Genomic DNA, 15,988 nt, shown 5'->3' with positions numbered 1-15,988 from the left:
TCCATTCTTTTCCGTAAAAAAGGATTGTCGGTGTTTTTTATGACACCGACAAGCAAACCACGTTCAACTCGCGAGCAAGCCCCTATTTTTTCACCGTTTCGCCATTCTGCCAGGCCTTTTGCAGCGCGGGCCAGTAGTCGCGGTTGGCTTCGATCATCTCATCCAGAATAGCTTTCGCGTGCGCCATGGTCGGCACGGTGCGGTTCAGGGTGAAGGCCTGCAGGGCTTTCTCATAACTGCCTTCGATGGTCGCCTCCACCAGCAGCTGTTCGGATGCCAGCTGCTGTTGCAGCAGGGTCTGATGGAACAGCGGCACCCGACCGATGCGAACAGGCTCTGGTCCTTCGGAGGTGATATAGGCGGGCACTTCCACCATCGCATCGTATGGCAGGTTGGTAATCGCCCCACGGTTTTCCACCATCACCAGATGGCGGCTGCGCAGGTTAAAGGCCAGCGAGCAGGCCACGTCGACGATAAACTCGCCGTGGACGCCCACGTGGAAGGCATCCGGCAGGATCCCGGTGCGCTTGTACTCTTGCGCAGCAGCAAAGAGTTTTTTCTCACGCCCGTCCATCACTTCGTTAGCGCGGGTATAGTCCGGGTTCTGATGCTCCACAATCTGGTTTGGCATCAGGTAATACTGCAGATACGGGTTCGGCAGGTACTCCGGGAAGTTATCCATGACGGGCTTGATGTTGCGCCAGGTCTTCACCCAGGAGGGATCGGAATGTTGCGGATCGGTTTTAGCAGCGTCTTCCGTCAACAGGCCAAACTTCGCGATATGTTTGCGCAGTTCGGGCAGCTTGTCTTCGCCGTCCACCAGCACGCGGGTAAACCAGCCGAAGTGGTTCAGGCCGAAATAGTCCACCTCCAGCTTGTGGCGATCCACGCCCAGAATGGCGCCCATATTGCGCATTGCGGCGACGGGCATATCGCAGATGTTCAGCACCCGCGCGTTCGGGCGCAGGCGGCGCACGCCTTCCGCCACGATCGCTGCCGGGTTGGAGTAGTTCACGATCCAGGCTTTTTCATGCGCGTAGCGATCCACCCGATCGATAAGCTCGACCATCGGCAGGATCGTGCGCAGTCCGTACGCCAGGCCGCCGGGACCGCAAGTCTCCTGGCCGACCACGCCGTGCCGCAGTGGGATCTTCTCATCCTGCTCGCGCATTTTATACTGACCGACCCGCATCTGGGCGAAGACGAAATGTGCGCCGCTGAACGCCACTTCCGGGTCAGTGGTGACGGTGAATTTGATGCTTTCACTGTGGTCACGAATCACTTTCTCAACCACCGGCGCGATGGTGTTCTGACGCGCCTCGTCGATGTCATAGAGGCGGATTTCGGCCAGCGGGAAGTCATGCAGACGTACCATCAGGCTTTTCACAATACCCGGCGTGTAGGTGCTGCCGCCACCGGCAATCGACAGAATAAAGGGGGGTGTAAACATCTTTAGCTCCTTTCAGAGAAACGTCTCAACGGCTTCTCGCATTTTTTTGACATGCAGCCCGTAGACCACCTGAACGTTGTTACCTTGTTTGATGACCCCTTTCGCGCCGGTCGCTTTCAGGCGCGGCTCGTCGATGATGTCGACGTCCTTCACCGTGACGCGTAAGCGGGTATAGCAGTTATCCACAACCTCAATATTCTCCCTGCCGCCGAGTCCCACTACGATGGACTCACCCAGCCCGTCGTTATTGCCCCTCGCCTGGTACTCCTGCTCGCTGTAGAGACGTGTCTCCTGATCCTCATTCTCACGGCCTGGGGTCTTCATGTTGAAGCGCAGAATAAGGAAGCGGAACACCGTGAAGTAGAGGGAAAACATGATCAGCCCTACCAGGATGTACATTGGCCAGTTAGATTTCTCCGTGCCGAGCGGCAGGTTGTAGAGAATGAAATCAATGATCCCGTTGGCACCGATGGCGTGAACGCCAAATAGCGAGAACAGCATCATGCCGATGCCGGTCAGCACCGCGTGAACCACGAACAGCAGCGGCGCGACGAACAGGAAGGAGAACTCAATCGGCTCGGTGACGCCGACCAGCAGCGAGGTCAGCGCCGCCGGGATCAAAATGGCTTTCGCAACGGCTTTGCGTTCCGGTTTTGCGGTCATATACATCGCCAGCGCGGCGGCGGGCAGGCCGAACATTTTGCTGATGCCGCGCGCGTCCCACACCACGGTGCTGCTGAGCTGCTTCACCTCCGGGCAGGCCATTTCGGCGAAGTAGATATTGCGCGCGCCCTGATAGGTTGCGCCGCACACCTCCTGCGTCCCCCCGAGTTCGGTATAGAGGAACGGGGTATAAACCAGATGATGCAGGCCAGTCGGTACCAGAATGCGCTCAAGGAAACCGTAAATGGCTACGCCGAACGGACCTGAGCCTTTAATGGCCAGCGCCAGCGCGCTAATCCCGTGCTGAGCGTAGGGCCAGATTTCGCTCATTACCACGCCGAGCAGCATGGAGACGGGCAGCATCACAATCGCGACAAAGCAGTGGCCGGAGTAAATCGCCATCGCACCGTTAAACTGTACGCCGGAATATTTGTTGTAAAGGTAGCCGGAGAGCGCCCCGGTCAGGATCCCGGCGAAAACACCCATCTCCAGCACCTGAACGCCCAGCACCATGCTTTGACCCGCGGCTTTCATCTGCCCGGCAGGCGCCAGCTCATCCTGAAGCTGTAACGTTACGTTCATGGCGTTGATAAACACCACGAAGGTCACCAGACCAATCAGCGCCGCGTAGCCTTTATCGCGCGTTGCCAGCCCAATCGGGATCCCGACGGCAAACACCAGCGCCAGGTTGACCAGCACTGACACGGCGGATTTGGCGATCAGCTGGCCGATACTCTGAATGAGCGGATGGCCAAGAAACGGCAGGTACTCGGCCATGTTGCCGTTACCCAATACGTTACCAAAGGCGATAAACAGACCGACGATCGGTAAGATAAGTACGGGGCCGTACAATGATTTTCCGAAATTTTGTAGGGCGTTCACGGCTCGTTTCATGGCTTTCTCTCTTATTGAACCGCGCACTCGGGGTGCGTCATGGTCATAAAACTAGCAGGCTCCTGATGCTTTTATCCAGCTATCTTATTGTTTTAAAAACAAATGACGTGAAAGGTAACATGTGACGTTATGCTCTGTGATCGCGGTTCCACCTCCACGCCGCCGGATATGACGATTCTGCGAGGCGCTTTCCAGATTCTAAAATTGGACTTTTTGTATTAACGAAACTTGCGGATAATACTTATCCGGACGACGACCAACAGGCCCCCTCAGGCCAGGGACAAAGGATGAAACCGTTTCGCTTAGCCGCGATCTCTCTCGCGCTGCTTACCACATTTACGCTTGTCGGCTGTGACAACAGCGACGATAAATCTCAGACTGCGGCTCCCGCAGCATCCACCACATCAACCCCGAAAGCGGCTGAAAAGCCTGATGCAGAAAAACTGGCAAAACTGGCGGCACAGAGCCAGGGCAAAGCATTAACCCTACTGGATGCCTCTGAAGTACAGCTGGACGGCGCCGCCACGCTGGTGTTGACCTTCTCTGTTCCGTTGAATCCCGACCAGGATTTCGCGAAAACAGTGCATGTCGTGGATAAGAAAAGTGGCAAGGTTGACGGGGCGTGGGAACTAGCGCCTAACCTGAAAGAGCTTCGCCTGCGTGATCTGGAGCCCAACCGTAATCTGGTTGTCACCGTCGAACGTGGTTTACAGGCGCTGAACAAAGCAACGTTCGACATTGATTATGAAAAAGCGATCACCACCCGGGATGTCGAACCGACGGTCGGTTTTGCCAGCCGCGGATCGCTGCTGCCGGGCAAAGTGGTGGAAGGGCTGCCGGTGATGGCGCTCAACGTCAACAATGTGGACGTCAATTTCTACCGCGTGAAGCCGGAATCGCTGGCTTCCTTTGTCAGTCAGTGGGAGTACCGTAACTCCCTGACCAACTGGGAATCCGACAACCTGCTGAAGATGGCGGAACTGGTTTATACCGGTCGCTTTGATCTCAATCCGGCGCGCAATACCCGTGAAAAACTGCTCCTGCCGCTCAAGGATATCAAGCCGCTCCAGCAGTCTGGCGTCTATATCGCGGTCATGAACCAGGCCGGGCACTACAACTACAGCAATGCCGCAACCCTCTTTACCCTGAGCGATGTCGGGTTATCCGCTCACCGTTACCACAACCGCCTGGACATCTTTACCCAGAGTCTGGAAAACGGTGCGGCGCAGTCCGGTGTCACTGTCACGCTGCTAAATGACAAAGGGCAGACCCTTGCCGAGGCGAAAAGCGATGCGGACGGTCATGCAACGCTTGAAACCGACAAAGAGGCCGCGCTGATTCTGGCGAGCAAAGATGGCCAGACCACGCTGCTTGATCTCAAACTTCCGGCGCTCGATCTGGCGGAGTTTGATATCGCCGGTAATCCGGGCTACAGCAAGCAGTTCTTTATGTTTGGTCCGCGCGATCTCTATCGCCCGGGTGAAACCGTGATCCTCAACGGCTTACTGCGCGACAGCGACGGAAAGCCGCTCCCCGACCAGCCTGTGAAGCTTGACGTGTTGCGTCCGGATGGACAGGTGGCGCGCACGATGGTCGTTAAGCCAGAAAACGGGCTCTATCGTTTTAACTATCCGCTGGATAGCGGTGCGCAGACCGGCATGTGGCATATCCGCGCGAACACAGGTGATAACCAGCAGCGTCTGTGGGATTTCCACGTGGAAGATTTCATGCCTGAGCGTATGGCGCTGAATCTGACAGGTCAAAAAGCACCGGTTTCCCCGCAGGATGACGTGGACTTTAACGTAGTAGGCTATTACCTGTACGGTGCGCCGGCTAATGGGAATTCACTGCAGGGCCAGCTTTTCCTCCGCCCACTGCGTGAGGCCGTGCCTGCACTGCCAGGCTTCCAGTTTGGGGACATCGCTGAGGAAAACCTGAGCCGCAGTCTGGATGAAGTGCAGCTTACGCTGGACGAACAGGGGCGCGGGCAGGTTACGACTGAAAGCCAGTGGAAAGAAGTGCACTCGCCGCTACAGCTGATCCTGCAGGCCAGCCTGCTGGAGTCGGGCGGTCGCCCGGTGACGCGTCGCGCTGAGCAGGCCATCTGGCCGGCGGCTGAACTGCCGGGTATCCGTCCTCAGTTCGCCAGCAAGGCTGTATACGACTACCGCACGGATACCACCGTCAACCAACCCATTGTTGACGAAAACGGTAATGCCAGCTTTGACATCGTTTATGCCGATGCCAGCGGGGCGAAAAAAGCGGTATCCGGCTTACAGGTGCGCCTGATCCGCGAGCGCCGCGACTACTTCTGGAACTGGTCTGAGAGCGAAGGCTGGCAGTCTCAGTTCGATCAAAAAGATCTGGTTGAAGGTGAACAGGAGCTTAGCCTCAAGGCCGATGAAACCGGCAAGGTCACTTTCCCGGTGGAGTGGGGCTCATACCGTCTGGAGGTGAAAGCACCTGATGAGATGGTCAGTAGCGTGCGCTTCTGGGCGGGATACAGCTGGCAGGATAACAGCGATGGCACGGGGGCAGCACGCCCTGACCGCGTGACGCTGAAGCTGGATAAACCCGCTTATCAGCCAGGCGATACCATCCAGCTGCATATCGCTGCACCCGCCGCAGGCAAGGGCTATGCCATGATCGAATCCAGCGAAGGGCCGCTGTGGTGGAAAGAGATCGACGTACCGGCAAACGGGCTCGATCTCTCCATTCCGGTCGATAAAGCCTGGAAACGTCACGATCTCTACCTCAGCACACTGGTGGTGCGCCCTGGGGATAAATCGAAATCCGCTACGCCGAAACGCGCAGTTGGTCTGCTGCATCTGCCGATGGGAGACGAAAATCGTCGCCTGAACATTGCGCTCGATAACCCGCAGAAAATGCGGCCAAATCAGACGCTCTCTGTGAAGGTGAAAGCCAGCGTGAAAGAGGGGGCGGTTCCACAGAAAGTGAACGTGCTGGTTTCGGCAGTGGACAGCGGCGTGCTGAACATTACCGATTACGTTACGCCAGATCCGTGGCAGGCGTTCTTCGGCCAGAAGCGCTACGGCGCGGATATCTACGATATCTACGGCCAGGTCATTGAAGGACAGGGCCGCATGGCGGCGCTGCGCTTCGGCGGTGATGGCGATGAACTGAAGCGCGGCGGCAAACCGCCGGTGAACCACGTCACCATTATTGCCCAGCAGGCTCAGCCAGTTACGCTGGATGCTAACGGGGAAGGTACCGTTACGCTGCCGATTGGGGACTTCAACGGCGAGCTGCGCCTGATGGCACAGGCCTGGACGGAAGATGATTTTGGCAGCAGTGAAAGCAAGGTTGTGGTGGCCGCACCGGTCATTACCGAGCTGAACACCCCGCGTTTCCTGGCGAGTGGAGATACCTCGCGCCTGACGCTGGATCTGACCAACCTGACCGACCAGCCGCAAACGCTGAACGTTGTCCTGACTGCGACAGGCAAACTGTCCCTGGAGGGCGCGCCGCCGCAGTCGGTTCAGTTGCCGCCGGGCGCGCGTAGCACCCTGTTTATTCCAGTGCGTGCGCTGGAAGGCTATGGCGACGGTGAGGTGACGGCACAGGTTACCGGCCTGCAGCTTCCGGGCGAAACCTTCGCAGCGCAGCAGAAAAGCTGGAAAATCGGCGTACGTCCGGCATTCCCGGCACAGACGGTCAATACCGGAGCGATGCTGAACCCGGGTGAATCCTGGACCGCACCGGCGCAGCATAGTAGCGGTTTCTCTCCAGCCACTCTGCAGGGGCAACTCCTGCTGAGCGGTAAACCACCGCTAAACCTGGCGCGCTATATTCGTGAACTGCAGGCGTATCCGTATGGCTGTCTGGAACAAACCACGAGTGGCCTGTTCCCGTCGCTCTACACCAACGCGGCGCAGCTCACCGCGCTTGGTATTAAGGGCGACACGGATGACAAGCGCCGTGCTGCCATTGATATTGGGATCTCGCGTCTGCTGCAGATGCAGCGCGAGGAGGGCGGTTTTGCGTTGTGGGATAAAAACGGCCCGGAAGAGTACTGGTTAACCGCCTATGTCACTGACTTCCTGGTGCGTGCAGGCGAGCAAGGCTACAGCGTGCCTGCCGAAGCCGTGAATAACGCCAATAGCCGCCTGCTGCGCTACCTGCAGGATCCGGGCATGATGTCCATTCGCTACAGCGACGACACCCAGGCCAGCAAATTTGCCGTACAGGCTTATGCCGCTCTGGTGCTGGCGCGCCAGCAAAAAGCACCTCTGGGTGCGCTGCGCGAAATCTGGGATCGTCACGCTCAGGCTGCTTCCGGGCTGCCGCTGATGCAGCTGGGTATGGCGCTCAAACTGATGGGCGATGCCCCACGCAGCCAGCAGGCACTGGACCTGGCGCTCAAAACGCCGCGTAACGACAGCAAAAACTGGATGGCCGATTACGGTAGTCAGTTGCGCGATAACGCGTTGATGCTCTCCCTGCTGGAAGAGTACAAGCTGCTGCCGGATGCGCAAAATACGTTGCTGAATGCGCTGTCTGAACAGGCTTTCAGCCAGCGCTGGCTGTCTACTCAGGAGAGTAATGCCCTCTTCCTGGCCGGACGTTCGCTGCAAACTCTGTCAGGTGCATGGCAGGCGAAAACCTCGCTGTCTGATACCGCCTCAGGCGGTGATACATCGCTGGTACAAAACGTCAACGGCGACCAGCTTGGTGCGCTGCAGGTGACCAATACCGGCACTTCGCCACTGTGGGTTCGCCTGGACAGCACGGGTTATCCGGAATATGCGCCTCAGCCGAGCTCGAACGTGCTGCAGATTGAACGTCATATCCTGGCAACCGACGGCAGCAGTAAATCGCTCTCATCTCTGAAGAGCGGTGAACTGGTACTGGTGTGGCTTGAGGTGAAAGCCAGCCAGAACGTGCCGGATGCGCTGGTGGTGGATCTTCTCCCGGCGGGTCTGGAGCTGGAAAACCAGAACCTGGCGAGCAGCAGCGCCAGCCTGCAGGACAGCGGCAGCGAGGTGCAAAACCTGCTGAGCCAGATGCAGCAGGCGGATATTCAGTATATGGAGTTCCGCGACGACCGCTTTGTGGCCGCTGTGCCGGTCAACGAAGGTCAGCCGATCACGCTGGTTTACCTGGCGCGCGCCGTCACACCGGGAACTTACCAGGTGCCGGTCCCGATGGTGGAGTCTATGTACGTTCCGCAGTGGCGGGCAACGGGTGCGGCCAGCGGCCCGCTGATTGTTGTTCCGTAATATGCTGAAAGCACGTCTGACACGCTCCCGCTGGCTCTGGCTGGCGGGAGCGCTTCTCATTTTATGGGGGCTGGTTTTCGCCGCCGACCGCCTGTGGCCGTTACCTCTGAAAGAGGTTAACCCCGCCCGGGTGGTGGTGGATGAGAACGGCACGCCGCTGTGGCGTTTTGCTGACGCGGAGGGCATCTGGCGCTATCCGGTGACCATTGAAGAGGTCTCTCCCCGCTATCTTGAGGCGCTAATCCAGTATGAAGATCGCTGGTTCTGGGATCATCCCGGCGTAAACCCACTCTCTGTCATGCGCGCCGCCTGGCAGGATCTCACCTCCGGGAGAGTGGTCTCGGGTGGAAGCACGCTTACCATGCAGGTAGCGCGCCTGCTGGATCCGCATCCGCGCACCTTCGGTGGAAAGATCCGTCAGCTCTGGCGGGCGATGCAGCTGGAGTGGCATCTCTCTAAACGCGATATTCTTACGCTGTATCTCAACCGTGCCCCGTTTGGCGGCACGCTGCAGGGGGTAGGGGCAGCAAGCTGGACCTATCTGGGGAAACCACCTTCGCAGCTTAGCTACTCCGATGCAGCGCTGCTGGCCGTACTGCCGCAGGCACCAAGTCGCCTGCGCCCGGACCGTTGGCCGGAGCGGGCCGAAGCGGCACGCAATAAAGTGCTCGACCGCATGATGACCCAGGGCGTCTGGTCAGAAAAACAGGTAAAAGAGTCCCGTGAAGAGCCGGTATGGCTGGCTCCCCGTCATATGCCGCAGCTGGCGCCGCTTTTTGCTCGCATGATGCTCGGCAAAAGCCGCGACACAAAAATTGTCACCACGCTGGATGCCGGACTACAACGACAGCTGGAAGAGCTGGCGATGAACTGGAAATCCCGCCTGCCGGCACGCAGCTCGCTGGCGATGATCGTCGTGGATCATACGGATATGAAAGTACGCGGCTGGGTCGGTTCGGTGGATATTAACGACGACAGTCGATTTAGCCATGTTGATATGGTCAATGCGATCCGATCGCCGGGATCGGTGCTGAAACCCTTTATTTACGGTATGGCGCTGGATGATGGCCTGATCCATCCCGCCTCATTGCTTCAGGACGTTCCTCGAAAAACCGGTGATTATCGCCCCGGAAATTTCGACAGCGGCTTCCACGGGCCGGTCAGCATGAGTGAAGCGCTGGTACGCTCCCTCAATCTGCCGGCGGTGCAGGTGCTGGAAGCCTACGGGCCAAAGCGTTTTGCCGGAATGCTGAGCAATGCCGGGCTGCCGCTGATCCTGCCTGCGGGGGCACAACCGAATTTGTCGCTGATTTTGGGAGGTGCAGGCGCGCGGCTGGCCGATATCGCCGCTGCCTATAGCGCCTTTGCCCGACACGGCAAGGCGGGAAGGCTGCGCTTCCAGCCTGGCGACGCGCTTGTTGAGCGCCCGCTGTTATCGGCAGGTTCAGCGTGGATTATTCGCCGTATTCTCGCCAACGAGGCGCAGCCGCTGCCGGACAGTGCGCTACCGCAAATTGCGCCGCTGGCATGGAAAACCGGCACCAGCTACGGCTACCGTGATGCCTGGGCAATAGGTCTGAACGCCCGTTACGTCATTGGCATCTGGACCGGACGACCGGACGGTACGCCCGTGGCCGGGCAGTTCGGTTTTGCCAGCGCGGTGCCGCTCCTGAATCAGGTAAATAACCTGCTTCAGTCTCGCTCGACGGTAGACGAAGCCCGCCTGCCGCGCGATCCGCGTCCGGAGAGCGTCGGGCAGGGTGTGATCTGCTGGCCTGGCGGTCAGTCGCTGCCGGAAGGCAGTGAAAACTGTCGGCGTCGCCTTTCCACATGGTTGCTGGAAGGAAGTGAGCCGCCTACGCTGCTTTTACCGGAACAGGAAGGTATTCGCGGCATTCGTTTCCCGGTCTGGCTTGATAAAACGGGTAAGCGTGTTGCAGCAGATTGCCCGGATGCCACGGAGAAAATCCTCGATGTCTGGCCGCTGCCGCTGGAGTCGTGGCTGCCAGCAGCAGAAAAAAGGGCGGCGCGTCTTCCTGCGAAATCAACAGTCTGTCCGCCTCTGGATAATAACAATGCGGCACCGCTTATGATTTCGGGAATCAGAGAGGGAGCTGTGATTAAGCGACTCCCGGGGGAAGGAAATGTGACGCTTTCTGTCAGTACGACAGGCGGAGAAGGTGAGCGCTGGTGGTTTTTAAACGGAGAATCGTTAAAAGGACGGAATTATAATTATTCATTAAAATTATATTTGCCGGGTAATTATCAATTATTTGTGATGGATGAGGCAGGACAAACGGCGACGGTAAATTTCGAGCTGGGCCGTTAAGTTTTACCCCTAAAGCGTTAGCTTGATAATTATCAACATTCGTTCCTGAAAAAAAACGAGAATGCGTTTTTATTTGAAGGAACGAGCAATGAAAAAAAATAAAAATCAGGGAGAGGGTTTTATTCCCGAGATATCCCGACGTCATTTTATTCAGGCAGGATCGGCGCTCGCCGCCCTTCCGCTTGTTGTGACAACCCGCAACGTACAGGCGCAGGACGCCGCGGCAACACGTGCGGCGCCGGAAGAAAAAGTGGTGCAAACCTGCAGCACGTTTGACTGCGGGGGGAAGTGTGATATTCGAGCTCACGTCAGCGAAGGCGTTGTCACCCGTATTTCCACGCGCCCGGATAATGCATTGGATCCGCAGATGCCGGTTATGCGTGCCTGCGTACGTGGCAGAGCGTATCGGAAATTTGTTTATCATCCCGATCGGCTTAAATATCCAATGAAGCGTACAGGTAAACGTGGCGAAGGAAAATTCGAACGTATTACCTGGGATGAAGCCACGACGCTTATTGCGAATCAATTAAAAACGATTACGCAAAAATACGGTGCGGCTTCACGCTATGTTCATGTGGGCACCGCAGTTTCTGGCGGAACGTTTTCCGGCGATAAAATGGTTCGTCGTCTGCTCAACTTAACCGGCGGCTACCTCGAAAGCTATCACTCGGTCAGTATGGGCAACACGGCGGCAGCCACGCCGTATACCTATGGCACCGCCGCCAGCGGCAGTTCTCTGGACACGCTGCTTGATACGAAACTGGTCATCCTTTGGGGGCATAACCCGACGGAAACGATTTTTGGTCACAGCAACTACTTCTTCCAGAAGATGAAGCAAAACGGCACCCGCTTTATCGTTGTCGATCCGCGCTATTCAGACACGGTTTCCTCCCTTGCCGAACAGTGGATCCCGCTGCTTCCTGCCACTGATAACGCCCTGATGGATGCCATGATGTACGTGATCGTCACAGAGAACCTGCACGATCGCGACTTCATTCAGCGCTATACCTTGGGCTTTGACGAAGCATCAATGCCGGAAGGTGTTCCGGCCAATGAATCCCTGATGGCTTACCTGAGCGGGGCAAAAGACGGCGTGGCGAAAACCCCTGAGTGGGCCGAGAAAATTACCCATGTGCCTGCGCAGACTATCCGTCAGCTGGCTCGCGACTACGCAAATACTAAACCTGCTGCACTGATCCAGGGTTGGGGGCCGCAGCGTCACAACTGCGGCGAGCGCACCGCGTGCGGCTCAACGTTACTGGCGACGCTAACGGGTAACGTCGGCGTCAAAGGCGGCTGGGCGGCAGGCTATGGTGGCTGCGCTAACCGCAAATTTGCCGTTGGGCCCGAAATGTCGGATAACCCGGTAAAAGCCAAAATATCGGTGATGAACTGGGTGCAGGCCGCCGACGATGCTTCTCAGGTGACGGCGGAAGTCGGTCTGAAAGACGCAGACAAGCTGGACAGCAATATCCGCATCCTGTTCTCGCTGGCCGGCAATTACCTGGCTAACCAGAACCCGGATCTCCATCAGGCGACCCGCGTGCTGGAAGACGAGTCGAAAATCGAATTTATTGTCGCAAGCGATCTGTTTATGACGCCGAGCGCCAGATACGCCGATCTTCTCCTGCCGGAAACCAGCTTTATGGAGCGCTGGAATATTGGCGAAACCTGGGGGACCGCGAGCTATCTGATCCTGTCGGAAAAGCTGATTGAGCCAGAGTTTGAGCGCCGTTCAGATTACGACTGGCTGCGTGAGGTTGCCGCTAAGCTCGGCATTGAACCCGCGTTCAGCGAGGGCCGTGACGAAAAAGCGTGGATTGAGCACATCTGGGAGCAGACGCGGCTGGCGATGCCGGAGGAAAATCTGCCGGACTTCACGACGCTACAGAAAACGCGTCAGCATCTTTTCAAAAGCGCGCCGTACGTTGCCTTTGAAGACAACATTCGCGATCCGCAAAATCATCCGTTCCCGACGCCGTCCGGGAAGATTGAGATCTTCTCGAAGCGTCTGTACGACATGCAACACCCGGAAATTCCGGCGCTATCGCACTACGTTCCCGCTCATGAAGGCCCGGAAGATGAACTGGCGAAAACTTTCCCGCTTCAGCTGATTACCTGGAAAGGGAAAAACCGTGCCAACTCAACGCAATATGCTAACCCGTGGTTAATTGAAGCCCAGCAGCAAAAGCTGTGGATTAACCCGCAGGATGCGCAAAAGCGCGGCATTGCGCAGGGCGATACCGTGCGCATCCATAACGCGCGCGGCATTTGTGAAATCCCGGCCGAGGTGACGCCGCGCATCATTCCAGGCGTCGTTGCCATGCAGGCTGGTGCCTGGTGGCAGCCGGACGAGCAGGGTATTGATAAAGGCGGTTGCGCGAACGTCCTCAGTTCAGCCCGTATTACCGCGCTTGCGAAAGGGAATTCTCATCAAACCATGCTGGTGGAGGTAGCGAAAGCATGAGTCAGTTTAAACACTACGCGCCGGTGAGCGATAAACAGCTGGGTTTTTATATCGACTCCTCCCGCTGTTCGGGCTGCAAGGCCTGTCAGGTGGCGTGCAAAGATAAAAATAACCTTGAGGTTGGACGTCGTTTCCGCCGCGTTTATGAAGTCAACGGCGGAAATTTCATTCCAACCGGGCAGGGGGGCGTCAGCAATAACGTTTTTGCTTACACGCTCTCTATTTCTTGTAACCACTGTGCGGACCCGGTCTGCACCAAAAACTGCCCGACTACCGCGATGCACAAGCGTCCGGGCGACGGCATCGTGCGCGTCGATACGGACAAGTGCGTTGGCTGCGGCTACTGCGCATGGTCATGTCCTTACGGCGCGCCGCAGCTCAATGAGCAGACCGGACAGATGTCGAAATGCGATTTTTGCGTGGATCTCCAGGCAAAGGGGGAGCAGCCAGTCTGTGTGGCGACCTGTCCGCTCGAAGCGATCAAATTCGGACCCATTGATGAACTTCGGGAGAAATACGGCACGGTCTGCGATGTGAAAGGTTTGCCTGATTCTTCCACCACACAACCGAACCTGGTAATCAAAGCGCATCAGGGTGCAGAGAAAGAGGGGAAGCGTCATGCATGAGTTACCGTTGCTGATATTTACGCTGTTCCTGCAGGGATCGGTAGGCGTGACCCTCTGGCTGGCGTTTGGCGAGGCGCGTGCATCGCACTCTCGTCTGCTGCTGCCCGCTGCCGGGGCGTTTGTCCTGGCCAGTCTGGGGCTTCTCTCCTCGGCGCTGCACATGGGCTATCCGCTCAACGCCCTTAACGCGCTGCGCCATGTTTCCAGCTCCTGGCTGAGCCGTGAGATCGTCTTTGCCAGCCTTTACCTTGCGGCACTGGGCCTTGCGACGCTGCTGATGTTTGCCAAAAAACCAGGCTGGAAGCTGCTGTTGGTTGTGGCCGGTGTTGTCGGGCTGGTGGATGTGTTCTGCATGGCGCAGATCTACATGCATACGTCGGTGGTGACCTGGCAGCACATTAACACTCTGGTGCTGTTCATCGGCTCAGTGGGGATCATAGGTTCAGCCTGCATGGCCGTTGGGCTGCGCTGCCAAACTTCCGTGCGTGCGGCGGTTGTCATTGTCGCGCTGCTGGTGCTTGTGCGTCTGGTCATGCAGCCCGTCTGGCTGGCAGACATTGCGACCATGGATAACACCGTGGTGACGTTCCCTCACGCACCGTTGCAGATGCTGGAGCAACTGCGCACGGTACATCTGCTGAGCTGGTGCGTTTCGGTTGCAGGTATGCTGTGCTTTGCCGCGGGCGGTCTGAAAGCGGCGCGAGGCCCAATGCTGCTGGGCAGTGCGCTGTTGATCGTGGGTGAGCTTATGCTGCGCTTCGTTTTCTTCAGTATTGGCTGATGGGCGAATTGTCATTATCCCCGGCGATAGAGGTGACGCATGCGTGTGTGCGTTGCCGTTTTCGCCATGCTGCCTGCAGTGCCTGCGCGGACGTTTGTCCCGCGCAGGTTTTTTCTTTTACTGAAATGGGCATCTCGGTTGATGAACAGCGCTGTATAGGCTGCGGTGATTGCCTGTTCGTCTGTCCCACCGAGGCCATTACCGACATCACGCCGCGAAAACGCTTTCTGCGTGGCGATACCCTCGTTGGGCCTTTTACTGAACATGCCCCAGGGGTGAATGAGCTGCTGCTATGGCACGCGCAACACGGCGTGCGTTTTATCAGTATTGAAGCGGAACACTACCCGGCCTGGTTACTGGCGCTTGCCCGGCTCAATCTTGTGCTTCGTCGACGGGGTGAAGCGGTATGGGCTTTTAAGCCTGACCCGATCAACGAGGTGAATATTGCCCGCCGTGCGCTTATGTATGTTCCGCGGGAGGATGTGCGCCGCTGTAACGTCGTGCCGGGCCAGCGTCAGCTGCGCAGGGCATTCGCAGGATTTAGTGAGTCAGATATCGTTCTCGACATCGGAAAATGTATGTTGTGTGGGGCATGCTGGCGAAGCTGCACGGAAAACGCAATTCGTTTTGAGAATGCCACGCTGGTGGTGGAAACCGGACGCTGTACCGGGTGTGGGGGGTGCGAAGCGGTGTGTCAGCATGGCGCGATAAGCATAACGCAGACAGAACAGAGCGCGAAAAGCAGCGTGACGCCTGCCTGTGAGGCTGTTTGCCTGACGTGTCATCGTCATTTCTGGTCATTCAGGATGGATGAAAAGCACTGCCCCCTCTGTTCACGCCATCACTTCGCAATGCGCGATTCGACCTGTTGCTAATCTTCGTCTCATTTTAAAAAAATGTTATGCAGAACCATAGGCAATGGCGCTATTGCTCATTATAATCCGCGCCACACCATATTCAGGTATGCAAAACAACAGAACATTGACAGAGGTTATCATGGCTATTGAACGTACTTTTTCCATCATCAAACCAAACGCGGTGGCAAAAAACGTTATTGGCAGCATCTTCGCTCGCTTTGAATCAGCAGGGTTCAAAATTGTTGGCACCAAAATGCTGCACCTGACCGTTGAGCAGGCTCGCGGTTTCTACGCTGAGCACGAAGGCCGTCCATTCTTTGACGGTCTGGTTGAGTTCATGACCTCCGGTCCTATCGTCGTATCCGTGCTGGAAGGCGAGAACGCAGTACAGCGCCATCGCGATCTGCTGGGTGCAACCAACCCGGACAACGCGCTGGCCGGTACCCTGCGCGCTGACTACGCGGACAGCTTCACCGAGAACGGCACCCACGGTTCTGACTCCGTTGAATCTGCTGCACGCGAAATCGCCTTCTTCTTCGCAGAAGGCGAAGTGTGTCCACGCACCCGTTAATTTAACGGTTTCGTTTACACATTAATTTCGTAAATGCCACGTGCAAACGTGGCATCCCTGCGCCAGACTTTGTACAATGCAACGCCCCGGATGAGCAGACCGCTGTCCGG

The 15,988-nt window shown here is 57.2% G+C and carries 9 protein-coding genes; 7 read left to right on the top strand and 2 right to left on the bottom strand.

The annotated features are described in order from the left end of the window. Window positions 1-82: 82 nt before the first annotated feature. Entirely contained in the window at window positions 83-1,450 is a 1,368-nt protein-coding gene (locus tag BFV64_RS16640; protein WP_023331083.1) for a 6-phospho-alpha-glucosidase, read from the bottom strand. A 12-nt stretch (window positions 1,451-1,462) separates the two neighbouring features. After that, window positions 1,463-3,007, bottom strand: coding sequence for a PTS transporter subunit EIIC (locus BFV64_RS16635; protein WP_023331082.1), 1,545 nt, complete (start codon window positions 3,005-3,007; stop codon window positions 1,463-1,465). A gap of 287 nt (window positions 3,008-3,294) precedes the next feature. Between BFV64_RS16635 and BFV64_RS16630 the strand changes: the two genes are divergently transcribed. The 7 genes from BFV64_RS16630 (at window position 3,295) to ndk (ending at window position 15,878) form a co-directional block, all read left to right on the top strand. Next, window positions 3,295-8,247 carry an alpha-2-macroglobulin family protein gene (locus BFV64_RS16630; RefSeq protein ID WP_069602294.1) on the top strand — a complete coding sequence of 1,651 codons (4,953 nt, stop codon included), beginning with the start codon at window positions 3,295-3,297 and terminating at the stop codon, window positions 8,245-8,247. Window position 8,248: 1 nt separating this feature from the next. Next, the gene (gene pbpC, locus BFV64_RS16625) at window positions 8,249-10,576 is read left to right on the top strand and encodes a peptidoglycan glycosyltransferase PbpC (protein WP_023331080.1); all 2,328 of its coding nucleotides are present in this window, start codon (window positions 8,249-8,251) and stop codon (window positions 10,574-10,576) included. 88 nt (window positions 10,577-10,664) lie between these two features. Further along, the gene (locus BFV64_RS16620; RefSeq protein WP_069602293.1) at window positions 10,665-13,043 is read left to right on the top strand and encodes a DMSO/selenate family reductase complex A subunit; all 2,379 of its coding nucleotides are present in this window, start codon (window positions 10,665-10,667) and stop codon (window positions 13,041-13,043) included. Then, a complete protein-coding gene (locus BFV64_RS16615; RefSeq protein ID WP_023331078.1) occupies window positions 13,040-13,669 on the top strand; it encodes a DMSO/selenate family reductase complex B subunit in 630 nt (209 codons plus the stop codon). Before BFV64_RS16620 ends, BFV64_RS16615 begins: the two co-directional genes overlap by 4 nt. Beyond that, window positions 13,662-14,450, top strand: a complete 789-nt coding sequence (locus BFV64_RS16610) for a dimethyl sulfoxide reductase anchor subunit family protein (RefSeq protein ID WP_023331077.1) — start codon at window positions 13,662-13,664, stop codon at window positions 14,448-14,450. Before BFV64_RS16615 ends, BFV64_RS16610 begins: the two co-directional genes overlap by 8 nt. Further along, complete coding sequence (locus tag BFV64_RS16605) at window positions 14,450-15,325, top strand: 4Fe-4S binding protein (RefSeq protein ID WP_023331076.1); 876 nt, start codon at window positions 14,450-14,452, stop codon at window positions 15,323-15,325. The genes BFV64_RS16610 and BFV64_RS16605 overlap by 1 nt, the downstream gene beginning before the upstream one ends. A gap of 121 nt (window positions 15,326-15,446) precedes the next feature. Then, complete coding sequence (gene ndk / locus BFV64_RS16600) at window positions 15,447-15,878, top strand: nucleoside-diphosphate kinase (RefSeq protein WP_003860625.1); 432 nt, start codon at window positions 15,447-15,449, stop codon at window positions 15,876-15,878. Window positions 15,879-15,988: the final 110 nt, after the last annotated feature.

This window comes from Enterobacter kobei (genome assembly GCF_001729765.1).
GTDB classification, from domain to species: Bacteria; Pseudomonadota; Gammaproteobacteria; order Enterobacterales; family Enterobacteriaceae; genus Enterobacter; species Enterobacter kobei.
This window is presented reverse-complemented; position numbering and strand designations above follow the sequence as displayed.